We start from the raw sequence: 26422 nt of genomic DNA on the forward strand, positions 1-26422 counted from the left end.
ATCATGAGTTCAATTGTCGCAATCAAAGGTTTTAATGACATTCTTCCAACGCAAACCCCCGCGTGGAGACGTCTTGAGCAACATTTAGCATCACTTATGGATGCTTATGGTTACCAGCAAATCCGTTTGCCGATGGTTGAGCAGACCAATCTGTTCAAGCGTTCAATTGGTGATGCAACCGATATCGTCGAAAAAGAAATGTACACTTTTCTGGACAAAGGTAATCCACCTGAGTCTTTGACGCTGCGTCCAGAAGGAACTGCAGGCTGTGTACGTGCCATGCTTGAGCATAACTTGCTTCGCGGTGCCACTCCGCGTGTGTGGTATATCGGGCCAATGTTCCGTTATGAAAAACCGCAAAAAGGCCGTTACCGCCAGTTCCACCAGTTTGGTGTGGAAACGTTTGGTGTGGCAACACCCGACCAAGATGCAGAACTGATTCTGATGACAGCACGTTTGTGGAAACGCATGGGTGTAGCCGACAAGGTTCAGTTAGAGCTGAACACTTTGGGTGAGTCGGATGAGCGTGCAGCATACCGTGCAGCACTGGTTGAATTCCTGGAATCGCATAAAGCCGATCTGGATGAGGATTCTCAGCGCCGTTTAACCACGAATCCGCTCCGTATTCTTGATTCTAAAGATGCGAAAACACAGTCGATTCTTGAAAATGCGCCGAAACTGCATGACTTTATGGGTGAGGAAACCTTGGCTCATTTTGCTCAGCTTCAGCAATATTTGACTGATGCTGGCGTAAGTTTTGTTATTAACCAGAAGCTGGTGCGTGGTCTGGACTACTACAACAAAACAGTCTTTGAATGGACCACAACCCATTTGGGTTCACAAGGCACCGTATGTGCCGGTGGCCGTTATGACGGTCTGGTCGGTCAGCTTAAAGGCAAGCCTGATCAGTCGGTGCCTGCGGTAGGCTTTGCCATGGGTATGGAGCGTTTGTTGCTGCTACTTGAACAGGTGGAAGACAATACGCCACTCCGTGACTGTGAAATGTTCCTGGTTTCAGACCCTGAAACTCAAGGTCAAGCCTTGGTGCTTGCCGAACAGATCCGTGACCAGCTTGAAGCAGCCAATAGCCGTATCCGTTTAAAAACCGGTTCACAAGGTTCAATGAAGAGTCAGATGAAAAAAGCCGATCAGGCGGGTGCTGTTTATGCTTTAATCTTTGGTGGGCGTGAAGCTGAAGCGCAGCACATTCTGGTCAAAGAACTGGCAACAGCAGAACAGACTGAAATTGCAGTGACTGACTTTGTGCCATTTATCATTGAAAAATTTTCTTCAAAATAAGCCGAATAACATAAGGAAAAGGTAATCCCATGAACGCATTGAGTGATGCAGAACAACTTGATAGCTTAAAATCTTTCGCTAAAAAATATGGTTCTGCCATGATGAGCGGAATTTTAATTGCGTTGATTGCCTTTTTCGGCTGGGAATATTGGCAGAAGAAGAACCTGGCTGAATCACAAATGGAAACAGCCAAGGTTCAACAGTTGATGGACGATGCAAAAAGTGTCTCAGGCGATGCTAATGCATTTAATGCCTTATCTGCAACTGCGGACAAGATTGTTAAAGAAGCTCCGGATTCTGTGCAGGCCATTCAAACTCAATTGTTAATGGCTAAACTGGCTTATGACAAAGCTGATTATGCACATGCAGAACGTGCCTTGAAAAAAGTTGAAAATTCCAAACTGGATGATGTCGGTCTGGTACAGGTGGTTAAGCTGCGTTTGGCTTATGCCCAGTTGGCACAAAAAAAATATGACGATGCCATTAAAACATTGGCTGCAGTGACCGATCCTGCCTTTAAGGCAACTGCTGATGAAGCACGCGGTGATGTCTATGTGGCTAAAAATGATATCGAAAATGCTAAAAAATCGTATATGAGCGCATGGGATGCGTTGCTTGAACGTAAGCAAGAACGTCAAATTTTACAAATTAAACTCGAAAGTGTTGGCGTTTTAGTTGATGATCCTGATGTTGAACGCCCAATTTTAGAAACACAAGTGGATGAGTCGTAATGGATAGAAAATACAAAATACCGTTTGCACTAACAATTTTAACATTTGCACTTGCCGGTTGTTCTACCAATAAAATCAAGGTAGAAGAGGTTAAACCGAATCCATTGCCTAAATTGGTGCAAGCAAAAACTCTTGTTCCTGTATTTTCTCAAAGTGTTTCTTCGACCAGTAAAGCAGACCCGTTACGTTTACGCTTAGATGCCGATAACGGCGTGATTTTTGCTGTCGATCCAAATGGTGAAGTGACTGCCTATCAGGGCAAACAACGCTTGTGGCAGAAAAAGGTGTCTAAGCTGGGCTTAAGCTCGGGTATAGAAGCAGCCGAAGGCATGGTGGTGGTCGGTAATAAAAAAGGTCAACTGTTTGCTCTGGATCAGGCCACAGGTGAGCAAAAGTGGACAGCCCAGTTATCGGGTGCCATTTTATCTGCGTCACTTATTCAGTCCGGTCGTGTCATTACGGTTAGCAATGATGACACTGTCTATGCGCATGATCTGGCTACTGGTCAGCAAGTCTGGACTTATAATCTGCCGAATGTACAGTTTAGCTTGCGTGGTGTTGCGACACCGGTTGCACTTGATCCGCGTACCGTACTGATTGCTTCATCCAATGCCTATATTTATGCACTGGATATTATTAGCGGTGTGCCACGTATGCAGCGTCGTGTTGCTGTGAGTGATGGACGTTCGGATATTCAGCGTCTGAATGATCTGGATGGCGATCCTGTTGTGGCTGGACAATTTCTGGTAACAACCAGCTACCAAGGACAGGTAACGGTGATGGATCTGGCGAGCCAACAAGTGGTGTGGAGCGAAGATGCCAGCAGTATCCAACGCCCGGAAGTCTTTAATAACACTGTTTATGTGGCTCAAGCCAATGGAAAAATTACCGCTTATTCACTGACCACCGGTGAAAAATTGTGGCAAAATGACAGTTTACTGAATCGCCAGCTCAGCAATCCGGTAATTCTGGGTCAGGATCTGGTGGTGGGTGATCTGGATGGCGTATTACATCTCATTGATCCGGCTACAGGCCAGCTGATTGGTCGTTCAAAAACCAGTGGTGAAGTGCGTACCCTGCGTGTAATTGATAACCAACTTTATGTAGCGACCCGTAAGGGTGCTTTAAGCATTTGGCAGAACCGTTAAAATTTTTTTCAGCCTTATGTTAAACTAAGCTAACCGTATTTTTTTTACACGGGGGATTGAGTGTTCAATGCCCCGTGTTTTATTTATTTTTGGCTAATTATTTCTTCCATTGTTTCTGATTGTTCAGACCAGACCTACTGGCTGATCTTGAATAAAGGTTAATCTATGAAACCCGTAATTGCGCTCATTGGTCGTCCGAACGTCGGAAAATCAACGTTGTTTAACCAGATCACCAAGAGCCGTGATGCGCTTGTTGCTGACTTTGCCGGTCTGACCCGTGACCGTAAGTATGGCGATGCGACATATCAAAATAAATCATTCATCGTTGTCGATACTGGTGGTATTGGCGAAACTGAAGGTGGAATCGACTCCTACATGGCTGAACAGTCCAAAACAGCCATTCATGAAGCTGACATAATCATCTTTGTGGTAGACGCGCGTGCCGGACTGCTTGCATCTGATGAGCAGATTGCACGTGATTTGCGTACCTTGGGCAAAAAAGTCTTCCTGGTTGCCAATAAAGTAGATGGTGTACATGCTGAAGCTGCACTGGGTGAATTCTACAAACTGGGTATGGGTGAACCACTACAAGTTGCTGCCAGTCATGGCCGTGGCGTACAGCAAATGCTTGAAGAAGTATTGCAAGATGTGCCTGAAGATGAAAACCTTGATGAACATGACCGTGACACAGGCTTGCGTCTGGCAATTATTGGTCGTCCAAACGTGGGTAAATCGACACTGGTCAACCGTCTTCTAGGTGAAGAACGTGTGGTGGCATTTGACCAGCCTGGTACAACACGTGATTCGATTTATATTCCGTTCGAACGTGATGGCCGTAAGTACACCCTGATTGATACTGCCGGTGTACGTCGTAAAGGTAAAGTTGATGAAATGATCGAGAAATTCTCGATTGTGAAAACTTTACAGGCCATGAAAGATGCACATGTTGTAGTGATCGTGGTTGATGCGCGTGAAGGGATTGTCGAGCAAGACTTGCATTTAATCGGTTATGCGATTGAAGCGGGTCGTGCGATGGTGATTGCGATCAACAAATGGGACAACATGTCCGAGTATGACCGCAAGCAATGCAAGCTCGATGTGGAACGCCGCTTTGATTTTATTCCTTGGGCGAAGATTCACTTGATCTCTGCACTGCATGGTACGGGCGTAGGTGACTTATATCCGTCGATTCACCGTGCGTATGATTCTTCACACTTGAAAGTGTCACCGGCAAAAATCACGCAAATTTTGAATGATGCAACCGATGCACATCATCCACCGAAAGTTCAAGGTCGTGCCATCAAAATGCGTTATGCCCATATTGGTGGTCAGAACCCACCGACGATAGTCATTCATGGGAACAAGGTGGATAAAACCCCTGCGGATTATCGTCGTTATCTGGAAAACGTGTTCCGTAAAGTGTACAAGCTTGAAGGTACACCGGTGAAAATTGAGTTTAAAACCTCAGAAAACCCGTTTGAAGGGCGTAAATCTCAGCTTGATGAACGTACTGCAGCACGTAAGCGTCGTTATGTTCAGAAGTTTAAGAAAGCCGAGAAGAAATTTAAACGTGGTTAATGGCCAAGTTTAAATGGTAGTGCAAGAGCCTGAAGTGATCTTTGGGCTTTTTTCTTTTAAAATATACTTCTATTTTTGACAGGTGATCTTGGTGAGTAGACGGATACGGGTAGAAGTAAATGCACTGGAGCAGATCGTTCATTTGGATCATGCACTTGATCGCAAGAGCAAAATCCAGTTGCAAAAACAGCAAATCCATCACTTTCGTAATCAATTACTTTCCGAGCAATTGCAGGTCACAATTCAACATGAGCAGTTGACAACTACTGAATATGGAAAACCATATTTGATTAATTTTCCTGAATTTTATTTTAATCATAGTCATAGCCAAAAAAATTATGCTTTAGCCACCAGTCATACTATGCCTGATATCGGGGTGGATATTGAAGATCTGGATCGCAAGGTTAGATTTGAAGCATTGGCGAATCATGCATTTCATCCTGATGAATTAAAATGCTGGAACGAATTGCAACATGAGTCAGAATATTGGTTCAAAGTCTGGACTACCAAAGAAGCCGTATTGAAAGCAGCCGGACTGGGCGTGCGCTTAAATTTAAATGAGTTAAATACTTTCGTTCATCCAGTACATAATGGCGGATTGTGCAGTCATCCTTTAATTGGAACATTCGCTTATCAAAATTTTCATTTGGGTCATGTCATGCTTACGGTTGCCTGGCGTTCAGAAGCCTCCTGTAAGGGTTTTAGCTTTCCTGAAATAAAAATAATTTGGTCATCTTAAAATATGCGGTTCTTATTCATGTCCCTATAAGGTCATAACAGCTTTAAAGTCCAAGATTCATCTGGATAAACACAGATCAATAAAAATCGATAGGATAAAAAACAGCGACCTGTATAGCCTGTTTTAAAATCAAAACAGGCATTTTTATTTCTCAATGATCGATAGTGATGAATGTTTAGCGAGTGGGTGAAAAGATCCACGGATTATTGAAGACCATCTTCGTTTTGGTCCACTTCGATTCGATATAATTTGGTTCCATTATTGGCGTAGATTAAGCGTCCAGCCTTTTTGTAGTAGGTTTCAATCCGAAATTGATCCTTGGAAAAAGCACCTGCGACTGGAATCCAGGCTTTCGCTGTCTGATAGCTTCTTTGATCTGTTGAAGCACCAACTAAATCTTCTACCTGACCTTTAGACATACCAATTTTTAACTGGGAAAATTTAGAATTCTGGTAATCGCCAACAATTTCACCCGTATAGCTGCCATCAATCGAAACCTCTTTGGTGGCATTGCTATTCGGCTCCGAATTTAATGAGTTATTTTGAGTCTGTTTATTGGAAGGCATAGTCGAACAAGCCATTAAACTTAAGCTGCTGATTAAAATAAGAAGAGCATTTTTCATTTTCATTATTATCGCCTTATTCATGGTGAAGGATTCTAGGGATAATTTTAATCCCAGTTGCGATATTGCCAACAGCTATTTTTTAGCTAAAGTTTTACCAATTGTTAGGGATGTATGGGGTCTTGATTATGCTGCTTAAATCTTTAACCAAATCTTCAATTGATATTTTTTAGTATCTTCCTTTTTGCTCTTTTTAAGTAAAGTTTATTGAAATTGTTTTTTAACCCATTAAAGTTCCATATCATCGAAATTGAGTATGGAAATTGCACTATGTCTGAAATGAGAGAGAGTACTTAAAACATGGATAAATTATTGGCAGTGATGCGTGAGCTACGTGAAAAATGTCCATGGGATCAGCAGCAAACACCGCAAAGCCTCACCCGATATGCCATAGAAGAGGCCTATGAAGTCGAAGCGGCAGTCAGAGCAGGAAACGCAAATGAAGTGCGCGATGAACTGGGCGACTTGCTGTTACAGGTGGTGTTTCAGGCTCAGGTGTACAGTGAGCAAGGTGCTTTTGATTTTAATGATGTGGTCAATGCCATTAGTGAAAAACTGATTCGCCGTCATCCTCATGTCTTTCAGGCAGAACAATATTCACAATTGAGCGCGGAAGATGTATCCGTACTGTGGAAGCAAATTAAACAGCAGGAAAAGCAGGGCAAAGCACAATCACGCCTAGATGAGATCAAACATGGACCTGCCATTCAGCAAGCACATGACATTCAAAAAAATGCTGCCCAAATTGGTTTTGATTTTCCTGACGTACCGGGTGCTTATGACAAACTGAACGAGGAATTGGGCGAATTACAACACGCCATGCAAAAGCAAAATTCCGACGAAATATTCGACGAATTTGGCGATTGTTTATTTTCACTGATCAATGTTGGACGTAAACTAGGGCTTTCTAGTGAAATGGCACTGTTAAGTACCATTCATAAATTTAAAACACGTTTTGCTTTCATTGAAGATCAGGCTCAGCAACAACATAAAAATATTGAAGCCCTGTCATTAGAAGAAATGGATCAACTGTGGGAGCAGGCGAAACAACAATTAAAATAATAGGTTTCCCAATGAAAAAAATAATACCTATCCTGAAGGGGATTTTTTATATTTTTAGTCTGCTGTCTTTGTTGAGTGTATCTACGGGTTATGCTCAACAGTTTGACCAGCAGTATTTAAAATGGAAGGTTGAACAGGAGGCCCAGGATGCACGGTTAAAAATACCGCGCGTCTCAACACGGAATTATTATTTGGCTAGGCCTGCTTTAAACTCTGCGACTTCAGCGACCAACAAGATCAACCTGAATCAGGCCAATGCGGAACAGCTACAAGAACTTTCAGGGGTAGGACAGAAGAAAGCTGAAGCCATTATTTCCTATCGACAAAAAAATGGAAAATTTAAAAATATTGAAGAATTGCAACAGGTCAAGGGGATTGGATCTGCACTATTTAGCAAGAATAAAGACCGTTTAGGCTTGTAGAGGAATGGCAATAGCCGCTTAGAATATCGAACAAAGTATGATGCATTAAGATAATCAAATTGCCCTTTGATTGTGTTAGAGATATGATTAGCGTCATCTTAGATATTTTACGTTCAGACGTAGGAGACAGCGTCTTTTGCAAACTTTGCGCGCGTCAAAATGTGGTTTATCAACCGCTCAATTACCTTCTTACATATTAGATGTTATTGATGCCTTAACCAAGGCAGGCTATGAAGCTTATATCGTCGGTGGCGGCGTCCGTGACTTAATTTTAGGGCTGAATCCTAAAGATTTTGATGCGGTCACCAACGCAACTCCGGCTCAGGTCAAAGAAGTATTCGGACGACGTTGCCGTATTATCGGACGACGTTTTGAGCTTGCTCATGTCTATGCCGGTCGAGAACTGGTCGAGGTGGCCACTTTCCGTGCCCCGCCTAAAAAAGCAGTCACTTCTGCCTCAGGCATGATTCTGCGCGACAATAACTGGGGCACAATTGAACAGGATTTTGTGCGTCGTGATTTTTCCATTAATGCGATGTATTACCAGCCGCGTAAAGGGATTGTGCTGGATTTCTGTCATGCCATTGATGATATAAAAAATAAAACCTTGCGCTTGTTGGGTGACCCGACCTTACGTTTCGAAGAAGATCCGGTACGTATGCTACGTACTTTACGTTTTGCTGCAAAATTAAATTTTAGTATTGCACCTGAAATTCTAGAGGTTTTTACCCCCGAGCTGACTCAGCTGTTGCGTGATATCTCTCCACACCGCTTATATGATGAATCACAGAAGCTGTTCACCATGGGACATTTGAACCGGGTGCTGCCAATGCTGATTGATTTCGGTATTTGGCATCAGCTGTTTGCGGACATCAGCCCGGATATCTCCACCTTTATCGAACGCGCTGCGATCAATACCGATCAGCGCATTCAAATGGGCAAGACCATCAATCCTGCATTCTTCTATGCGGTATTGTTATGGAAACCTTTTTTAGAGCGTTGTGAATTTTATTTAAGTAAAGGCGTTGTTCCGGCAGAGGCAAGAGCACAAGCCGGTTTGGATGTGTTAAAACGTCAGGCTACCCGGACCATCATTCCACGTTTTGCCGAAACCTTTATTCGTGAAGTCTGGGAAATGCAAACGCGTTTACTCAATCCGAAGCCGCAGCAAATTCAGGCTTTATCGACCCATGCGCGTTTCCGTGCTGGATTTGACTTTCTGTTACTGCGTGAGAAATCGGGTGACGATACCACTCAAGGCATGGGTGTATGGTGGGATGCGTATCAACAGATGTCTACGGATGAAAAAGAACGTGCCATCAGTCAATATAACCGCCAGCGTGCAAAAAGCCGCCGTAAGGCAACTACAGACGATGTGGTGGAAACCAAACCGGTTGCTGCAATTACTGAAATTGAACCTTTGGTGAACGAGCCTGAACCGCGTAGTCGCCGTGAACGCAAGAGCCGGACAAAATCTGAAAGACCCGTTCAGCCCACTTCATTAAATGGCTCGGAAATTGGCTATGACCATCCAATTTTAAAACGCAAACGGGTCAAACGTGACTTAAGCCAGGTTATTTTTGGACCGACACAATGAGCACAGTAACCTACATCGGCTTAGGCAGTAATCTGGGTGATTCACGGCAAATTTTAGCAGAAGCAGTACAGAAACTGGCGACTTTGGGAGCTGTGAAAACATCCAGATTGTATCAAAGCCCTCCAATGGGGCCACAAGACCAGCCCAATTACTTAAATGCGGCTGTACAGCTGGTTACAGATCTGGAACCCCTTGCATTGCTGGATGAATTACAGCGTTTTGAGCAAGAATCTGGTCGAGTGCGACTGCGCCGTTGGGGTGAACGGACTTTGGATTTGGATCTCCTCATGTATGGCGAAGAACAGATTCATCATGAGCGTTTAACCGTGCCACATATTGGTGTTATGGAACGTGATTTCGTGCTGATGCCATTGCTTGATTTAGAGGCAAATTTACAACTCAAAGGAAAATTATTAAAAGATTTACCGATATTGCAACATCCATCGCTTACCGTATTGGATGAAGGAAATTGGGCAAATATTTAATTTTTTGCATGACCGCTTGAGAAAGTCGTCATAAGAGGAATATCCGGATGATTAGTCTAAGTGACTTAAGAAAATTTAAAGCGCAAGGCCGCAAATTCTCCTGCCTGACTTGCTATGATGCGAGTATGGCGAAAGCAATGGAAGTTGCTGAAATTGATACGATTCTGGTAGGTGATTCTTTGGGAATGACCATTCAGGGCTGTGATTCTACCCTGCCTGTGACGGTACAGGATATGGCTTATCACACCGCAGCTGTTCGCCGTGGTAATCAGCATGCTTTTATTCTGACTGATTTGCCGTTTATGAGTTATGCCACGCTGAATGATGCCTTAATCAGTGCCAAACAAGTGATGCAGGCTGGTGCACACATGGTAAAAATCGAAGGCGGTGCATGGCTTGCCGAAACCGTTCAGGTCTTAACTCGCAACGGTATTCCTGTATGTGTGCATTTGGGACTAACTCCACAATCTGTGCATGTGTTTGGTGGCTATAAGGTTCAGGCGCGTACCCGTGAAGCTGCCGATCAGTTGATTGCCGATTGTAAGGCTGTGGTGGCAGCCGGTGCCGCAGTCCTTCTACTGGAATGCGTTCCGGCGCAGGTGGGTAAGGAAATTAGTGAGTTGTTTCCACATACGCCTGTGATTGGCATTGGGGCGGGGGCAGATACGGACGGCCAAGTGTTGGTTGTACAGGACATGCTTGGACTGACCGGTGGTCATGTGGCCAAATTTGTCCGTAATTTTATGAAAGAACAGGCAGGGGAAACTGCAATTCTGGATGCTTTTAAAGCTTACCATGCGGCAGTTAAAGAGGGTTCATTCCCTGCTAAAGAACAAACTTTTCAAGTTGAGCTGTAAACATGAAAACAGAAACTACCATTCAGGGATTAAGCGCTTCACTGAGTCCAGCTCGATCGGCACGAAAAATTATCGGTTTTGTCCCGACCATGGGGAATTTGCATGAAGGGCATTTAAACCTGGTGCGTGAAGCAAAAAAAATCTGTGATGTTGTTGTGGTCAGTATTTTTGTCAATCCGATTCAGTTTGGGCCCAATGAAGACTTTGACAGCTATCCGCGTACTCTGGAGCAGGATAGTCATTTGTTGGCAGATGTCGGCTGTGACATTATTTTTGCCCCTAGCGTTGAGCAAATGTATGGCAACAAGCCGCGTTTAACCAACATTAGCGTGTCTGAGATTACCAATGACTTATGCGGGTTGCAGCGTCCGGGACATTTTGATGGCGTGGCGGTAGTGGTTACTAAACTGTTTAATATTGTGCAGCCAAATTTTGCCTTCTTCGGGCAAAAGGACTACCAGCAACTGGCAGTGATTCGTCAGTTTGTACGTGACCTGAATATTCCGCTAGAAGTGATTGGGGTGCCGATTACCCGTGCCAAAGATGGTTTGGCCCTTAGTTCGCGTAATGGTTATTTGAGTGCAGAACACCGTGCGATTGCTCCGACCATTTACCAGAGTTTAACTGCTGCCGAGCAGGAACTGCACAGTGGGGTCCGCCTTGCGGACGTGCTAGAACATATAAAGCAAAAGTTGACACAAGCTGGTTTTATTGTGGATTATGTGGAAGTACGCACTCCGGAATTACAAAAAATAGAAGCCTTTGATCAGGATGTGGTGCTGTTTGTTGCCGCTAAATTGGGCACCACCAGACTGATTGATAACTTGCTGGTTAAGCATACCGCATAGACTTCACTATTAAGGACAGCCTTGCCATGAAGCGTATTTTAATCGTCACAGGACAATCTGGATCGGGAAAATCATCTGCCCTGCAGGTGCTTGAAGATTTGGGCTATTACTGTATTGATAATTTACCGCTGGCATTGCTGCCGGAAATTGTGGAAAAACTGGATCGTGACAATAATCTGGAACAGCTGGCACTGGGCGTAGATGTACGCAGTACGCGTGCAGATTTGCAGGAATTTGATCATGTTTTTGAACAACTGCAGAAATCTGGTTCGGTGGATATCATTTATTTGACCACGCAAGATCAGGAACTGATTTCGCGTTTTAGTGCATCGCGGCGTCCGCATCCTTTAGCCGGTCGTTTTAAAAGCCTGATTGAATGTATACAGGAAGAAAAAACCTTATTGCTTCCGATACAGTTGCGTTCAACGGTACATATTGATACCACCGATAAAAGCGTACATGATCTGAAACATACCTTGTTGTCTAAACTTGGACAATCAGATAACCTTATTTTAATTTTACAATCATTTGGTTATAAACACGGTATTCCGCTTGATGCCGATTATGTCTTTGACGTACGTCATTTGCCGAATCCGCATTGGGATCTGGAATTGCGAAAATATTCAGGTTTGGATTTGCCTGTACAACAGTTTTTGCTGCAAAGTGAACAAACCAATGAAATGTTCCAAGACATTTATCATTTTTTAGATAAGTGGTTGCCTGCCTTTGCAGAAGGGCATCGTCACTATATGACGGTATCCATTGGCTGTACTGGCGGGCAGCATCGTTCCGTATATATCGTAGATAGACTCAAAAAAGCCCTTGAGGAAAAATGGTCTATCCAAGTCCTCCACAGAGAAATGAAGCACTGGTCATGATTGACACAACTGTTGACGTAATTAATAAACTAGGTTTACATGCGCGTGCGTCTGGAAAGCTAATCGAAGTTACCACCAAATTTCGTTCATCGATTCAAATTGGTAAAGGCAACAAATTAGTAGATGCAAAAAATATTATGTCTTTGCTGATGCTCGGTGCAGGCAAAGGCACAACTTTACGGTTAGTGCTTGAAGGTACAGATGAAGAACAGGCTTTATCTGAAATTCAGGCGCTATTTGCAGCAAAATTTTACGAGGCAGATTAATCGTGGCACGTCGACCGAACCGTTTTACTGAAGATGACTTTGATAGTTTAGAAGGGCGGGCGAGTAAAACCGAACAGAAAAAAGCAGTTCAGCGTATGGCTGCTTTAGGTGAGCAACTGGCTCAGTTGAGTATCAAACAAATTAAAAACCTTCCGGTGGAAGAACGTTTGATTGATGCTTTACTGGATGTGCAAACCATTACCTCACATGAAGCACGTCGCCGTCAGTTTCAGCGTGTAGGAAAATTATTGCGTAATGAAGATGAAACCATGATTTTGTCTTACCTAACCCCACAGCAAGGTGCGAAAAAAACTGCGCAGTTGCAACGTTGGGTCGATCGTATGATCGCGCAAGGTGATCCGGTGATTAAAGAATTCATGAAAGCGCATAATGCTGCCGAACACCATGCGATTCGTCAGCATATTTTGCGTATCCATCGTGATATCAAAAATCAGGTGACGGAAGAAGAGCTGGCTGCATCCAAGTTGAAACTGTTCAACTATATTCAGCAAGTGGCTTTGATTTCAGATAATTGATCTTGAGCTTCAGTAATAAAATTAAAAAAGCGACTCGATGGAGTCGCTTTTTTATGCCTTAAGATTGCTCTCTTGCGCTTTGCGACAATGCACTGCTTTGTCGCTTACTCAGGGGAGAAAGTTAGTGAGAGGGCTAGTTAGAGAGAGTTACTGAAACTCGCCTGTAGCACGTTCTTTGGCCCAGTCACGCAAAATGAATTTTTGCAGTTTGCCTGTAGATGTCTTTGGAATCTCGGTAATCACCACATCTTTAGGTACTTTAAAACTGGCCAAATGCTGTTTACAGTATTCAATCAGTTCTTCAGCTGTTGCAGTTTTACCTTGTTTGAGTTCCACAAAGGCACATGGAACTTCCTGCCAGCGTGGATCAGGTTTTGCCACTACCGCTGCCGTCAGGACTGCAGGGTGCTGATACAGCACTTCTTCCACTTCGAGTGAAGAAATATTTTCACCGCCGGAAATAATCACATCTTTAGAGCGGTCGGTAATTTTGGCATAGCCATCCGGTTGGCAAACGGCAAGGTCACCGGTATGGAACCAGCCACCAGCAAAGGCTTCGGCGGTTGCTTCAGGATTCTTTAAATAGCCTTTCATGACGATATTGCCGCGGAACATAATCTCGCCCATGGTTTTACCATCATGCGGCACTTCGTGCATGGTCTCCGGATCAAGTACTTTCATGCCATCTTGCAGTGGATATGGAACTCCTTGACGAGAGTGCAAGTGTGCCTGTTCCTGAATCGATAGATCGCTCCAGCCCGCTTGTGATGCACACAGGGCAGAAGGGCCGTAAGTTTCAGTTAAACCATAGACGTGAGTGACATTAATGCCAATATTACGCATGCCTTCAATAATCGCCGCAGGAGGCGCGGCACCGGCCACCATCACTTCAACACGGTGATCAATCTGGGTCTTTTTCTCTTCAGGGGTATTGATCAGCATCGACAGGACAATCGGTGCGCCACAGAAGTAGTCGACTTTATGTTCGGCAATCAATTTGAAAATCTGTTCTGCATCAACTTTGCGCAAGCAGACGTTGGTCCCGCCATTGGCAGCCATGGTCCAGGCAAAGCACCAGCCATTGCAGTGAAACAATGGCAGGGTCCATAAATAGGTCGCGCGAGGCATCATGCCGCAGGCAATGATGTTACTGGCTGCATTAATGTAGGCTCCGCGGTGATGATAGACCACGCCTTTCGGGTTCCCTGTGGTGCCCGAGGTGTAGCTTAAGCTGATGGCATCCCATTCATCTGCGGGTAAATGCCACTCAAAATTGGTATCACCTTGTGCAATCCAGTCTTCATATTCAATCTGGCCAATACGGGTATCCTCACCCTCATATTCTTCATCGGCGACATCAATGACATAGATTTCTTGCGGGATCAGCGCCAAGGCTTCTGTAGCAAGTTGGCTGAATTCGGGGTCAACCAGCAACACCTTGCTTTCGGCGTGTTCCAGCATGAAGGCAACTGTTTTGGCATCCAGACGGGTATTTAAGGTATTCAGTACGGCACCTGCCATTGGTACGGCAAAATGTGCTTCAATCATTGCCGGCACATTAGGCAGCAGTACCGAAACGGTATCATTTTTACCGATCCCGAGTTTTTGGAGTTGGTGGGCAAACTGGCGGCAACGATTATATTTTTCACGCCAGGTAATACGACGTTTACCATGAATAATTGCATTTTGATTCGGGTAAATATAAGCAGCCCGATCCAGATAGCGTAAAGGTGACAACGCTACAAAATTTGCGGGGGTACGCGGTAATTCATCATATGCGCTAACCATGTTAAAACTCCATTCTATATTTGTTTTCATATCCTTTTGAAAAAGATATGCATTTATCAGAAATCTTGCAGTTATGCTTTAGTCGAGTGCTATTTGGTAATTTTTAACATATTGAAAATTAAAAAATTATTTTATGGCGTGGATTTTTTTTGAACGCACGGGTTCCCATATTTGCTTTTTTAGGTATTTTACTCTAAACAGGCAATTTAAATAATATTAGCCAGGAAATAATAATGAAAATACAACAGGCGGATAAAGGATAGCAGAACTGGTCTGGAAGCTACTAGCAGGCACATCCAGAAATTTTTCAACCTCAGCATGTCAATGAATTACAAAAATGAGTCAAATCCTCTGCTCATATTCGTGTCGTCGTGCAGGGCATTCATTTAGTGCGTTGGCCAAGACGGATGAAACTTTACTTAATTTTGATCAATTAAAAGGCATGCTGGCCTTTGATGAAGATAGAAGTTAATGCACAGTTCAATCAGATACACGCTTATATGACCTGGGGAAATATCTTGCTCCGATCAATCAGTCTTTAGCCAATCAGCGCGATTCGGTCTCCATTTCCATTCACCAGTTTTATAAACAGGATTATCACGCTATATTTGATTTGGTCGAACCCATTTTACAGAAATATTAGGGCCGATTGCATTGGGGGACGCTGCATTACACAAGCTCTATCCGAAATGGTGGATTATGTGTTTTTAAGACCCACCCAGAGCGAAGCCATAATTCCGCAATTTGCTCAGCTTTATGCCTATGCTCAGGGCAAGTTCGACGCATGGGAGAACTTTAGAGCATAAAAAAGGAAAGCTGAAATTGCCTGATTGAGCTAGAGCTAAGGCATTGGCAAATAAATTCAAAATGTGCCAAATTGCGAATTTTATAGGTGAAAAGGTTTAATCCTGTGGATAAGACGTGTAAAATTCGAATCGATTTTTATTTATCCACCGTTTTTATCTTTTGAGGTTCTGCCTCGATCATAATCTCGCGGTGACATGCCCTATGGTACGGGGCATCACTCCTTAAGGATTTTTTTATGCCAATTATCACTTTGCCAAATGGCGATCAAAAACAGTTTGATCAAGCCGTATCTGTGATGGACGTTGCACTGAGCATTGGTCCGGGTCTTGCAAAAAATACAGTTGCGGGTCGCGTAAACGACCGTTTGGTTGATGCGTCTGATCTCATCACCGAAGATGCAACCTTACAAATTATTACGCCTAAAGATGAAGATGGTATTCACATCATTCGTCACTCTTGTGCGCACCTGGTCGGCCATGCGGTGAAGCAATTGTTCCCAGAAGCAAAGATGGTGATTGGTCCGGTCATTGAAGAAGGCTTCTACTATGACATCTGGATGCCACGTCCGTTTACTTTAGATGACTTGGCGGCGATTGAAGAGCGTATGAAAAAGCTCATCGATCAGGACTATGATGTCATCAAAAAAATGACCCCACGCGATGAAGTGATTGCAGAATTCACTGCGCGTGGCGAAGAATACAAACTCCGCTTGATTGAAGACATGCCTGAAGAAACGCAAATGGGCTTGTACTACCATCAAGACTATCTGGATATGTGCCGTGGTCCGCACGTACCGAATACCAAATTCTTAAAATCGTTCAAACTGACTAAAATCTCTGGTGCTTACTGGCGCGGTGATGCGAAGAATGAACAGCTGCAACGTATTTACGGTACAGCTTGGGCAGATAAAAAACAGTTAGCTGCTTATATCAAACGTATTGAAGAAGCAGAAAAACGTGATCACCGTAAAATCGGTAAAGCTTTAGACTTGTTCCATATGCAGGAAGAAGCACCGGGTATGGTGTTCTGGCATCCGAATGGCTGGACCATTTACCAGGTATTGGAACAGTACATGCGTAAAGTTCAGCAAGATAATGGTTATCTTGAGATTCGTACCCCGCAAGTGGTGGACTTCACGCTTTGGGAAAAATCGGGACATGCTGCAAACTATGCAGACAACATGTTTACGACTCATTCAGAGAACCGTAACTATGCGGTAAAACCAATGAACTGTCCATGTCACGTACAGGTATTCAACCAGGGGTTGAAATCTTACCGTGACCTGCCAATCCGTCTGGCTGAGTTTGGTTCATGTCACCGTAACGAGCCATCAGGTTCATTGCACGGTATTATGCGTGTTCGTGGCTTTACCCAAGATGATGCACACATTTTCTGTACCAAAGAACAGATTGGAACTGAAGTTGCAGATTTCATTAAATTGACTTTAGATGTGTACAAAGACTTCGGTTTTGAAGACGTTCAAATGAAACTCTCTACACGTCCGGAAAAACGTGTCGGTGATGACAAACTTTGGGACATGGCGGAAAAATCTTTGGCTGATGCTTTAGATGCTGCCGGTTTGGAGTGGGAACTTCAACCGGGTGAAGGCGCATTCTACGGTCCGAAGATCGAATTCTCATTGAAAGACTGCTTAGGCCGTGTATGGCAGTGCGGTACAATTCAGTGTGACTTCAACTTGCCAGAGCGTCTGGATGCTTCTTATGTAACAGAAGATAACGACCGTGATCAGCCTGTTATGTTACATCGTGCAATTCTTGGTAGTTTCGAACGTTTTATTGGTATACTGATTGAACACTATGCAGGCTTTATGCCACCTTGGTTGGCACCTACACAAGCATGTGTAATGAACATTACCGATTCTCAAGCGGAAGCATGTGAGTCAGTCGTCGCTAAACTTAAAGAAAACGGTATTCGTGCCATTTCCGACTTGAGAAATGAGAAAATCGGCTTTAAGATTCGTGAACGTACTTTAGAGCGTATTCCTTACTTACTGGTACTTGGCGACCGTGAAGTAGAGGAAGGTACAGTGAATGTGCGTACCCGCTCAGGAAAAAATTTGGGTACTATGTCAATCGATGCTTTCGTTGACCTAGTAAAAGCAGCCGTTGCCGAACGCGGCCGGTATATTGTGGAGTAAAAGCGATTAAACAGCCTGACCGTAATCAACAGGGCGGTAACAAATCAAACCGTCCTGCTTTGAATGATGAAATTCGTGCAAAAGAAGTCCGTCTTGTAGACGAAAATGGCGAGCAAAAAGGCATCGTAAGCTTAAATGATGCTTTACGTGCAGCTGAAGCTGTCGATCTTGACCTGGTTGAGATTGTTGCAAATGCTGAGCCACCCGTGTGTAAAATCATGGACTTCAACAAGCATTTGTTTGATCTGAAACAAAAGCAGAAAGAAGCGAAGAAAAAACAGCATCAAGTACAGGTGAAAGAAATCAAGCTCCGCCCTGCGACTGATGTTGGTGATTACAACGTAAAATTACGTGCCATTATCAAGTTCCTTGAAGAAGGCAACAAGGTAAAAATCACTTTACGCTTCCGTGGTCGTGAAATGGCTCACCAACAGTTGGGTCTGGCTCAATTGCAAAAAGTTGAAGCAGATGTGGCTGAATTCGGTGTAGTTGAACAAGCACCAAAAATGGAAGGTCGTCAAATGGGTATGCTACTTGGTCCTAAAAAGAAAAAGTAAGCCTCTATTGATGAAGAAAGCCCTGCAAAAGCAGGGCTTTTTTATAGCGATGATTTTTTGAATCGGTTTTTTAAGAGATCGTTTCAATCATTCAAAAGACCAGTCTTTTGGGGTGTTATTTTGTTATTTCCTGTTGAGGTGACGCAAGTTTTTCCGTGGTTTTGCTGCCAATTGGAATCTGGCGAGGTAATTTTTCTTCTGGAACATTGCGCTGTAAGTCGATTTTTAACAAACCGTTTGCAAAGTCAGCTTGTTGTACTTCTACATGTTCATCCAGACGTAAAGACAGTTTAAAGGAACGGTGGGCGATACCTTTGTGTAAAAATTCTACCGTAGTATCTGATTTTTCTTCAACCGCTTTGCCGCTAATGGTCAGAACTTGATTTTCCAGGTTGATCTCGAGTTGGTCTTCGTTAAATCCGGCTGCAGAGACGACAATGCGGTAATTATTATCGCCGGTTTTTTCAATATTGTAATGTGGATAATTCGGTGTTTCACTTTGCATTGCATAGTCAAACAGGTCATTAAAACGGTCAAAACCGATGCTACGTCGGAACAGTGGGGTAAGACTGGAATTGCTCATGGATAGAACCTCCGGTTCTCAGAAAAGTTATAGAAGCATGATGATAATTCTGTAATGGATGGCATAAGTAATGTGAAGCAATATCCTGAATGGATGATTGCTTCATGTCTAATATAAGATTGGGTGGAGGCTTTTCAAGCATCAATATGTAACAACATCCGGGGCGGATTTTTGCCTGAAAATAATGCTTTATATTTAGTGGTTTTATTGATGAATCTATAATTAAATATGCGGATGTATGGTACTAAATCATGCTATAACTGGAATAAATTTTAAGCATGTCATGTAAAACGAAAAAGGCAAAAGGTAGGAAACATGATTGATCTCTATTATTGGGGAACACCCAATGGTCATAAAATTACAATAGCATTAGAAGAAATGGGTTTGGAATACCAAATTTTCCCCATCAATATTTTAGAAAATGATCAGTTTCAGCCTGACTTTTTACGTATCTCACCTAACAATAAAATTCCCGCGATTGTGGATCAGGACGGACCGCGTGGTGAAGCCATTTCAGTATTTGAGTCTGGGGCAATTTTGCAGTATTTGGGCCGTAAAACCGGATTGTATTATCCAGTAGATGAGCAACAGCGCGTTGAAGTCGAGCAATGGCTGATGTGGCAAATGGGTGGTTTCGGGCCGATGCTGGGGCAGAACCATCATTTTGGTCGCTTTGCACCGGAAAAAATTCCCTATGCCATAGACCGTTATGTCAATGAAACCAAGCGTCTGTATGGTGTGCTGAATAAGCAGCTGATGGGGCAAAAGTATGTGGCGGGCGAGTATTCGATTGCCGATATGGCGATTTTACCGTGGATCCTACGCCATGAATGGCAGCAAATTCAGCTTGAAGATTATCCCTACGTAAAAGAATATGTAGATCGCCTGACTGCACGTCCTGCCATTCAGAAAGCATTGTCGATTCAGGTCGCTGGTTAAAATGACTTGAACCACAGTTGTGTTAAGATGGCGATATAGAAAAATAAACCACCCATGCGGTGGTTTTTTATTGGATCAGCACCTTATGAAAGCATTTTTTTTAAATTCAACCCGTATTTTGGAACACAATACCAAAATCTATTGGAGCATTATCTTTGGTATAGCAGCCTGTTTGATTCTTTTTATTGCCGAAGCCGTGCACATCCAGAATTTTATGGCGACTTTAAATACACAGGACCAGAATGCTTTATACGCAGCCATCCAGCCTTTGACGCAGCGTTATAGCTATAGCCGTTATCTGATTATGGTTCTGGCTTTGCTTTGGACGGTTTATGAATACACCTCAACCAAGAAAAAACTCGGGCTTTAAACCGGTAGCAGCCTGATGCCAGCTTACCTGTTACTGTTTATTTCTGCTTTTGGTGCGGCAACTTTATTGCCTTTGCAATCCGAAGCTGTTTTATTGGCTTTTTTGGCGGAGGGCAGTCATTCAGTTCCTTGGCTACTGTTTGTTGCAAGCTTGGGAAATATTTTGGGATCTTGCGTGAACTGGTGGCTCGGTTTTAAGATTGAACATTACAAAGATAAAAAATGGTTTCCTGTTTCACAGCAGCAAATGGTGAAAGCACAGGCGAAGTATCACAAATATGGCTACTGGTCATTATTGTTGAGTTGGGTGCCCATCATTGGCGATCCCATTACCCTTATTGCCGGTCTGTTAAAAGAAAATTTTGCCCGATTTTTATTGATGGTTGCAATTGCTAAAATAGGGCGCTACTTGTTTATCTATCTGGCTTTTAGCCTGTTTTAAAAAAACGAGATGCTTCGGCATCTCGTTTTTAATTTTGCTTATTCACAGTGATTTAGGTCGAACTTAATTTCATCTTTAAAGCTGGATTTTTTATACATCCATAAAGTGCTGGCAGTGCGCTTTACATTAATTTGGCTATTTGATACGGCTTGAACAACTTTCTGATCTAAAGCGTAAACACCGGAACCTTGGGTGACTTTGACCTTTTTCACATCACCATGTTTATTCATTTTAAAGTTAAATTTAACCGCGCGATTGTGTCCAGCCAGTAAGTCAGAATCAAGCTCTAGCTGGGGCTGGGTACGGTAGGAAAAGGCTGTTTTTCTGTTCTGTTGTTGAGCTTGCCAGTTTTTCGATTCAAACTGATAGGGACAGGCGTCAACATCCTCTTGGTCTAACTTTAAACTAAAGGTTTGATAGCCAATGAGAGGTGTTGCCGTGTCATTTTCGATATGGGGTTTGACATGTGCTTCATGCACTGCTTGAACCAGCAGGTTATCCAGATGGCTTAAGCCGGTACTTTCCTGTACGCTGGCCTTGATGACATTACCGGTTTCATCTGCATAAATGCGAATAATGGCACTGCGGTTTTGCTCTTTTAAATCTTCATTTTTATAGTTTGGATGCGGAAATTTGGTCCACTGAATGCGTGTGGTCAAATGCGCGGGAAGGGCTGCGCTTTTCTGAACGGCAAGCTGTTTGGTTGCTTTAGATTCAGCACTGTAAACAGTACTGAAGGGTACACACATGAGTAGAGAAAAACACAGTATTTGCTTCATAAATATTTATTTCTTAGTCAAACCAGATGTTGCAGTGGTAGCGGAGTATTATGAGTGCGCAGTATTTCCTGAATTGGAAATACTGGCAAGTCTAAAAACTCAATTAATGTTCATGATCATGCACTTTGGTAATGTCGACGCCAAATAAATCGTGGGTTTTTGTCCAGCTCAGCGCTACTACTACCATGGTCATACAGCCACCAAAGACCGTTGCCATAATGGTGCCCATATATTTCGCAGCCAGACCGGATTCAAAAGCACCCAGTTCATTACTGCTTGAGACAAACATGCCATTCACCGCGGCGACACGGCCACGCATATTTTCTGGCGGATAAATTTGCAGAATGGTCTGGCGAATGACCACTGAAATACTGTCACAGGCACCAGTCATGGCCAAAGCGAACAGCGATAGCCACAGGTTATTCGAGAAGGCAAACAACAGGGTAAACAGGCCAAAACCGGCAACGGCGAGCAACATATTACGCCAGGCATTTTGGGTTGGTGGAAATCTGGTAAAGGCAATCATGGTAATGAGAGCACCAATCGATGGCGCTGCACGCAAGTAACCCAAACCTTCAGGCCCGACTTTTAAAATATCTTCGGCAAAGATGGGCAGTAAGGCAATGACCCCGCCAAACAGCACCGAAACCAGATCCAGCGAAATGGCCCAGAGTACGATTTTGGTTTTCCAGATAAAGCGGAAACCATCTCCCAAACTTTCCAGCAGGTTGTTAGTTTCAATTTTGGGAAAACTCCGCTTTTGTAGCAGGTTAATCAGGATAAAGCAGACGGACAATAATCCGGTTACCGCCCATAAACTGTTTTCACGACCTAAAAAAGCCAGCATAAAACCGCCCAGCATGGGTCCGATAATCACGCCGCTTTGCCAGCCGATGGTGGTCCAGGTGGCACCATTGGCATAAAGCTTGCGCGGGATTAAAAAAGGCTTGAGTGAAGTAGCGGAAGGATTATAGAAGCCACGGATAGTCCCTAGGGTAAAAATAACCGCATAAATCCCCCAAGACAGTGTAGTAACGTCGATCTGTCCTAGGCCATAGGAATGGAATAGCCACCATAAAACCACAGGCAAGGGCACGGCAAAAAACAGACATATTTTCATGATGGTCTGTTTGTTAAAGCGGTCGGCAAAATAACCGCCCCACAAGGACAAGGCAATAAAAGGAATGGCTTCGGCCAGACCAATTAAACCCAGTGTTAAAGGATCTTTGGTAATCTGATACAGTGAATACGCGACAATAATTTCTTGAATTAAAATGGCGAGCGTCAGGCAGAACTGGTTCATCGTGACAATGGAAAAGTCACGATAACGTAGGGCGGCAAAAGCATCCTGTGCAGGGTTCATAGCAGTCCAGTATTCTTATGGGCTGATAATTATAATGCCGAATAGTGGATTTATTAATAAAAACATCCCGCTTTTGATAGTGAAAATAAGACTAAGAGAATCTGATCATTGGTGTGCAATTTTCAGTATCTCTGCTTTTGTTTTGAGCAAAGATGCTTTAGAATATTCCCTCCCTTACCTGCAGGTCGTTTTTGCAATGGTGCAGACGTGCTGAACAGGTGTTTAAAGAGGTTGTTATGGCTAAGTTAAAAACTCGCCGTGGTGCAGCTAAACGTTTCAAAGCGACTGCTAACGGTTTCAAGCGTAAACAAGCGTTCAAACGCCACATTTTGACCAAAAAATCTGCTAAACGTATCCGTCAATTGCGCGGCTGTGTGATGGTTCACGTAAGTGACGTTGCTTCAGTTCGTGCTATGTGCCCATACATCTAAGGAGATTTATAAATGGCTCGTGTAAAACGTGGTGTACAGGCTCATCGCCGTCATAAAAAAATTCTTGCTCGTGCTAAAGGTTACTATGGCGCTCGCTCACGCGTTTACCGCGTTGCGTTCCAAGCAGTAATCAAAGCAGGTCAATACGCTTACCGTGACCGTCGTCAAAAGAAACGTCAATTCCGCGCTTTGTGGATTGCACGTATCAACGCTGGTGCTCGTCAAAATGGTTTGTCGTACAGCCGTATGATCGATGGCTTGAAAAAAGCTCAAGTGATCATCGACCGTCGCGTACTTGCTGACATCGCTATGCATGACGCAGTTGCATTTGCTGCTTTAGCTGAAAAAGCTAAAGGCGCATTAGCTGCTTAATCATCTCTCGATGATTGAAAAAGACCGCTTTTTAGCGGTCTTTTTTATTTTGGCTTTTTTTAAAATACATCCAATATGGATTTCGGCTTATTTAAGGGTGTGAAATACACGAGAAGCTAATTCAGTTCAATCTAATCAAACTTGCGCTTTGGAAAGCCCGATAATATAAATAGGCCAATGGCAGCAAAGCCAATCGCCTGAATGGCGAGCATCAGCTTATGCTGGGTAGGCAATGCAGAAATTAAGGTAATGAATGCCATCAGCGGCATGATGAACACAAGAATCTCAAAACCTTTCTTATAAGGGTTATCTGCTGCAATTTTTAAGCTTAATGCTCTTAATACATGTATGCTCAGACCGATACCTACACTTATTCCTATCAAGATGGGGGAAAGTCGCTGTACCGTAGAGCAGAGATAAATGATCACACAGGTTGCAATACAGACCATCAGTTTCAGCTCGCGGCTACATTTGTCGGAATACCAGAACTCCAGCATTATTTTTGCTCATCCAAGGGGGCATTTTTATTCAATAAAGACAAGGGTGAAAATAGGCAAATGGCCAAAGCCATAAAACCGATGCCTTGGGCACCGGGGATGAGAATTTCACCATTCTGCATATGCATGAAAATCAGGGCCAGCAGCAAGGCAAGCGGAATCCAGACCAAGAGTCGATAGAACAGGCCGGCCGGATTTTTAGCAGCAAAATGAATTTTACAGTAACGGCAAATCAGGAAAATAATACCTGTACCCATGAACATCAGGATAGCATCCGGTTTTAAAGGTTCCATCCAGTACAGTCCGCCCGTGGCAATTGCGATGACCACAAAGATCAGCAGTTTATGAAGAATGGAAGCTTTAGGATTGAACCAAAATTCGAGCATGTTTTTCTATTGGATGAATAAGAACTAAGGGCACTTTAGCATACGAGTGAGAGGGAAGCACAGATTCAACCTACCTGTAGATTATTTTAAATCTCTTTCTTAAGAGCACATAACCAGAGAGATAAAAAAAGGAGACATTTTTTGTCTCCCTCATCCTAACCTTCTCCCAAAGGTAGAAGGAATTTTATTTAGCTATTTTTCTGTGGACCCCAATCATAGATTTTCTTTTGATAGGCATACCACATCATCCAGAGGCCAATCAAAATCATCGGTACAGTCAGGAACTGGCCCTTACTCATCCAGCCAATAAATAGCTGGCCATTGTCGGGTTCACGGAAGAATTCCACCACAAAACGGGCAATACCATAACCGATCAGGAACAGGGCAGAAGCTGCCATACGTGGACGCGGCTTGGAGCTGAACCACCACAATACAATAAACAGGATTAAACCTTCGCCCAAAGCCTGATAAAGCTGTGAGGGATGACGGACCAATTGCAAGGGATCAGTAGGGAAGATCATCCCCAGTGCAAAGTTCGGATCAGAAACCGGGCGGCCATAAAGCTCACCACCAATGAAGTTGCCAATACGACCGAACATTAGGCCAGTCGGGACACAAGGGGCAATAAAATCCAGCGTTTGAAACCAGGTTTTCTGGTATTTTTTGCACCAGAACAGCATGGCAAGCATCACACCCAGGAATCCGCCATGGAAGCTCATGCCGCCGGTCCAGACCTGAAATAACCACAGTGGATTGGCCATGAATTGTTCAAAGCCATAAAAGAATACGTAGCCTACACGACCACCCACCACAACCCCTAAGGCACCATAGAAGATCAGGTCAGAGACCATGTCAGGTGTCCAGCCATCACGTTGTTTGGTTCTATAGGTGGCAAGTCCCCAGGCAAATAAAAATGCCAGTAAATACATCAATCCATACCAGTGGACTTGTAATGGTCCCAGCGATACCGCAACCGGGTCTATATTTGGATAGGTCAGCATTCCTGTTCCTTGTCATTATGTTTTGCACAGATTTTAGCTGAAACCTGGGAAAAATGTTGTACATTCAATGTGTAAAGATGAAGAGCATGAATTATGTGTATTGTCGCTTTAGCCTGGCAAGTTTTGCCGGATACTCCACTATGTCTGATTTCCAATCGGGATGAGTTTTATCAGCGGCCGAGTGCAGCATTGCATTGCTGGGAAAACAGTCCGATTATTGCCGGAAAAGACTTGCAGTCAGGCGGCACATGGATGGGCATTACTGCATCAGGCCGCTGGGCTGTACTGACCAATTTCAGGGATGCGAGCGATAAAACACAGTATCCGACTTCTCGTGGTCATCTGATTCAGACTTTTCTGGAATCCGATTTAAACCCGATTCGCTTTGCTCAAGCGCTGGAAAAACGCCAGCGTGACTATGCCGGCTTTAATTTATTTTTAGGTGATTCAAATCAGGCGGTTTATATGAGTAACCGTGGTGAAGCACCGCAGGTTTTAGCCCAAGGTGTGTATGTGGTGTCCAATGGTTTAATGACCGAGCATTGGGAAAAGACCCGACATTTACGTAAACGTTTTACCCAGGAATTTTTACCGATGCTGCAATATGCAGAGACAGCTGAAGCCGATCTGGAATTTGCGGTTTGGGACATTCTGGAAGATGAACGGAAAATTATTCCCGAGCTTTTGCCCCAAACTGGTATTAGTCTGGAGATGGAGGAATTACTATCTTCGACCTTTATTCAAAGCCCGGTCTATGGTACGCGTTGTTCCAATTTTTTAAGGCTGAAAAATGATGTCTGGCTATGGCAGGAAAAATCCCAGCAAGGGACAACCCAGGGCAATATTATTCAGATAGATTTACCTTTAAGTAAATAAAAAAT

31 protein-coding genes are annotated in these 26422 nt (G+C 43.6%); 23 read left to right on the top strand and 8 right to left on the bottom strand.

Features of this window, described 5'->3' with window-relative positions:
• Positions 1-3 precede the first annotated feature (3 nt).
• The 5 genes from hisS to GTU69_RS06850 all read left to right on the top strand — a co-directional run bounded on the left by hisS (position 4) and on the right by GTU69_RS06850 (position 5495).
• Complete coding sequence (hisS, locus tag GTU69_RS06830; RefSeq protein WP_166169253.1) at positions 4-1299, top strand: histidine--tRNA ligase; 1296 nt, start codon at positions 4-6, stop codon at positions 1297-1299.
• Between the two features lie 29 nt (positions 1300-1328).
• The gene (locus GTU69_RS06835) at positions 1329-2030 is read left to right on the top strand and encodes a tetratricopeptide repeat protein (RefSeq protein WP_166169254.1); all 702 of its coding nucleotides are present in this window, start codon (positions 1329-1331) and stop codon (positions 2028-2030) included.
• Positions 2030-3178 (top strand): outer membrane protein assembly factor BamB, encoded by a 1149-nt coding sequence (bamB, locus tag GTU69_RS06840; protein WP_166169256.1) that lies wholly within the window; start codon positions 2030-2032, stop codon positions 3176-3178. The genes GTU69_RS06835 and bamB overlap by 1 nt, the downstream gene beginning before the upstream one ends.
• 165 nt (positions 3179-3343) lie before the next feature.
• Positions 3344-4756: a ribosome biogenesis GTPase Der gene (gene der / locus GTU69_RS06845; protein ID WP_166169258.1), complete on the top strand. Its 1413-nt coding sequence runs from the start codon at positions 3344-3346 to the stop codon at positions 4754-4756.
• Between the two features lie 91 nt (positions 4757-4847).
• Complete coding sequence (locus GTU69_RS06850) at positions 4848-5495, top strand: 4'-phosphopantetheinyl transferase superfamily protein (RefSeq protein ID WP_171522009.1); 648 nt, start codon at positions 4848-4850, stop codon at positions 5493-5495.
• A 203-nt stretch (positions 5496-5698) separates the two neighbouring features.
• Here GTU69_RS06850 and GTU69_RS06855 read toward each other — a convergent pair whose 3' ends face one another.
• Entirely contained in the window at positions 5699-6124 is a 426-nt protein-coding gene (locus tag GTU69_RS06855) for a hypothetical protein (RefSeq protein WP_166169260.1), read from the bottom strand.
• 294 nt (positions 6125-6418) lie between these two features.
• Between GTU69_RS06855 and mazG the strand changes: the two genes are divergently transcribed.
• The 9 genes from mazG (at position 6419) to yjgA (ending at position 13069) form a co-directional block, all read left to right on the top strand.
• Entirely contained in the window at positions 6419-7180 is a 762-nt protein-coding gene (mazG, locus tag GTU69_RS06860; protein ID WP_166169262.1) for a nucleoside triphosphate pyrophosphohydrolase, read from the top strand.
• A gap of 11 nt (positions 7181-7191) precedes the next feature.
• Positions 7192-7602 (top strand): ComEA family DNA-binding protein, encoded by a 411-nt coding sequence (locus tag GTU69_RS06865; protein WP_166169264.1) that lies wholly within the window; start codon positions 7192-7194, stop codon positions 7600-7602.
• A gap of 136 nt (positions 7603-7738) precedes the next feature.
• Positions 7739-9199, top strand: coding sequence for a polynucleotide adenylyltransferase PcnB (gene pcnB, locus GTU69_RS06870; protein ID WP_166169266.1), 1461 nt, complete (start codon positions 7739-7741; stop codon positions 9197-9199).
• Positions 9196-9684: a 2-amino-4-hydroxy-6-hydroxymethyldihydropteridine diphosphokinase gene (gene folK / locus GTU69_RS06875; RefSeq protein WP_166169268.1), complete on the top strand. Its 489-nt coding sequence runs from the start codon at positions 9196-9198 to the stop codon at positions 9682-9684. Before pcnB ends, folK begins: the two co-directional genes overlap by 4 nt.
• A gap of 47 nt (positions 9685-9731) precedes the next feature.
• Entirely contained in the window at positions 9732-10541 is an 810-nt protein-coding gene (gene panB / locus GTU69_RS06880; RefSeq protein WP_166169270.1) for a 3-methyl-2-oxobutanoate hydroxymethyltransferase, read from the top strand.
• A 2-nt stretch (positions 10542-10543) separates the two neighbouring features.
• Positions 10544-11389 carry a pantoate--beta-alanine ligase gene (gene panC / locus GTU69_RS06885; RefSeq protein WP_166169272.1) on the top strand — a complete coding sequence of 282 codons (846 nt, stop codon included), beginning with the start codon at positions 10544-10546 and terminating at the stop codon, positions 11387-11389.
• Between the two features lie 26 nt (positions 11390-11415).
• Positions 11416-12267 (top strand): RNase adapter RapZ, encoded by an 852-nt coding sequence (rapZ, locus tag GTU69_RS06890; protein WP_086195383.1) that lies wholly within the window; start codon positions 11416-11418, stop codon positions 12265-12267.
• A complete protein-coding gene (locus tag GTU69_RS06895) occupies positions 12264-12533 on the top strand; it encodes an HPr family phosphocarrier protein (protein WP_086195384.1) in 270 nt (89 codons plus the stop codon). Before rapZ ends, GTU69_RS06895 begins: the two co-directional genes overlap by 4 nt.
• Positions 12534-12535: 2 nt before the next feature.
• On the top strand, positions 12536-13069 hold the full coding sequence (yjgA, locus tag GTU69_RS06900; protein ID WP_166169274.1) for a ribosome biogenesis factor YjgA: 534 nt from the start codon (positions 12536-12538) through the stop codon (positions 13067-13069).
• A 147-nt stretch (positions 13070-13216) separates the two neighbouring features.
• Here yjgA and GTU69_RS06905 read toward each other — a convergent pair whose 3' ends face one another.
• Positions 13217-14857: an acyl-CoA synthetase gene (locus tag GTU69_RS06905; protein ID WP_166169276.1), complete on the bottom strand. Its 1641-nt coding sequence runs from the start codon at positions 14855-14857 to the stop codon at positions 13217-13219.
• A 337-nt stretch (positions 14858-15194) separates the two neighbouring features.
• Between GTU69_RS06905 and GTU69_RS17280 the strand changes: the two genes are divergently transcribed.
• The 3 genes from GTU69_RS17280 to infC all read left to right on the top strand — a co-directional run bounded on the left by GTU69_RS17280 (position 15195) and on the right by infC (position 18379).
• Positions 15195-15329: a hypothetical protein gene (locus tag GTU69_RS17280; RefSeq protein WP_265092675.1), complete on the top strand. Its 135-nt coding sequence runs from the start codon at positions 15195-15197 to the stop codon at positions 15327-15329.
• 570 nt (positions 15330-15899) lie between these two features.
• A complete protein-coding gene (gene thrS, locus GTU69_RS06910) occupies positions 15900-17822 on the top strand; it encodes a threonine--tRNA ligase (protein ID WP_166169278.1) in 1923 nt (640 codons plus the stop codon).
• A gap of 5 nt (positions 17823-17827) precedes the next feature.
• A complete protein-coding gene (infC, locus tag GTU69_RS06915; protein WP_086195388.1) occupies positions 17828-18379 on the top strand; it encodes a translation initiation factor IF-3 in 552 nt (183 codons plus the stop codon).
• 115 nt (positions 18380-18494) lie between these two features.
• Here the strand turns inward: infC and GTU69_RS06920 are convergent, their stop codons facing one another.
• Complete coding sequence (locus tag GTU69_RS06920) at positions 18495-18962, bottom strand: Hsp20 family protein (RefSeq protein ID WP_166169280.1); 468 nt, start codon at positions 18960-18962, stop codon at positions 18495-18497.
• Between the two features lie 315 nt (positions 18963-19277).
• Between GTU69_RS06920 and GTU69_RS06925 the strand changes: the two genes are divergently transcribed.
• The 3 genes from GTU69_RS06925 to GTU69_RS06935 all read left to right on the top strand — a co-directional run bounded on the left by GTU69_RS06925 (position 19278) and on the right by GTU69_RS06935 (position 20712).
• Positions 19278-19901 (top strand): glutathione S-transferase N-terminal domain-containing protein, encoded by a 624-nt coding sequence (locus GTU69_RS06925; RefSeq protein WP_166169282.1) that lies wholly within the window; start codon positions 19278-19280, stop codon positions 19899-19901.
• Positions 19902-19986: 85 nt separating this feature from the next.
• Positions 19987-20271: a hypothetical protein gene (locus GTU69_RS06930; protein ID WP_166169284.1), complete on the top strand. Its 285-nt coding sequence runs from the start codon at positions 19987-19989 to the stop codon at positions 20269-20271.
• Positions 20272-20286: 15 nt separating this feature from the next.
• Positions 20287-20712 carry a YqaA family protein gene (locus tag GTU69_RS06935; protein WP_166169286.1) on the top strand — a complete coding sequence of 142 codons (426 nt, stop codon included), beginning with the start codon at positions 20287-20289 and terminating at the stop codon, positions 20710-20712.
• A gap of 38 nt (positions 20713-20750) precedes the next feature.
• Here the strand turns inward: GTU69_RS06935 and GTU69_RS06940 are convergent, their stop codons facing one another.
• Both GTU69_RS06940 and GTU69_RS06945 read right to left on the bottom strand, forming a co-directional pair.
• On the bottom strand, positions 20751-21491 hold the full coding sequence (locus tag GTU69_RS06940; protein WP_166169288.1) for an energy transducer TonB: 741 nt from the start codon (positions 21489-21491) through the stop codon (positions 20751-20753).
• A gap of 103 nt (positions 21492-21594) precedes the next feature.
• Positions 21595-22854 carry an MFS transporter gene (locus GTU69_RS06945; RefSeq protein ID WP_166169290.1) on the bottom strand — a complete coding sequence of 420 codons (1260 nt, stop codon included), beginning with the start codon at positions 22852-22854 and terminating at the stop codon, positions 21595-21597.
• A 236-nt stretch (positions 22855-23090) separates the two neighbouring features.
• On the opposite strand from GTU69_RS06945, the gene rpmI reads away from it, so the two are divergent.
• Positions 23091-23285, top strand: coding sequence for a 50S ribosomal protein L35 (rpmI, locus tag GTU69_RS06950; RefSeq protein WP_004637967.1), 195 nt, complete (start codon positions 23091-23093; stop codon positions 23283-23285).
• Positions 23286-23297: 12 nt separating this feature from the next.
• Complete coding sequence (gene rplT, locus GTU69_RS06955; protein ID WP_004867327.1) at positions 23298-23657, top strand: 50S ribosomal protein L20; 360 nt, start codon at positions 23298-23300, stop codon at positions 23655-23657.
• A gap of 131 nt (positions 23658-23788) precedes the next feature.
• Here rplT and GTU69_RS06960 read toward each other — a convergent pair whose 3' ends face one another.
• From GTU69_RS06960 to lgt, 3 genes are all read right to left on the bottom strand, one after another.
• Positions 23789-24154, bottom strand: coding sequence for a hypothetical protein (locus tag GTU69_RS06960; RefSeq protein ID WP_166169292.1), 366 nt, complete (start codon positions 24152-24154; stop codon positions 23789-23791).
• Positions 24154-24540, bottom strand: a complete 387-nt coding sequence (locus GTU69_RS06965) for a hypothetical protein (protein WP_166169294.1) — start codon at positions 24538-24540, stop codon at positions 24154-24156. Before GTU69_RS06965 ends, GTU69_RS06960 begins: the two co-directional genes overlap by 1 nt.
• 188 nt (positions 24541-24728) lie before the next feature.
• A complete protein-coding gene (gene lgt / locus GTU69_RS06970; protein ID WP_086195398.1) occupies positions 24729-25541 on the bottom strand; it encodes a prolipoprotein diacylglyceryl transferase in 813 nt (270 codons plus the stop codon).
• Between the two features lie 93 nt (positions 25542-25634).
• Between lgt and GTU69_RS06975 the strand changes: the two genes are divergently transcribed.
• Positions 25635-26417, top strand: a complete 783-nt coding sequence (locus tag GTU69_RS06975; protein ID WP_166169296.1) for an NRDE family protein — start codon at positions 25635-25637, stop codon at positions 26415-26417.
• The last annotated feature ends 5 nt before the right edge of the window (positions 26418-26422 follow it).

It is taken from the genome of Acinetobacter sp. SA01, from assembly GCF_011319235.1.
GTDB lineage: Bacteria > Pseudomonadota > Gammaproteobacteria > Pseudomonadales > Moraxellaceae > Acinetobacter.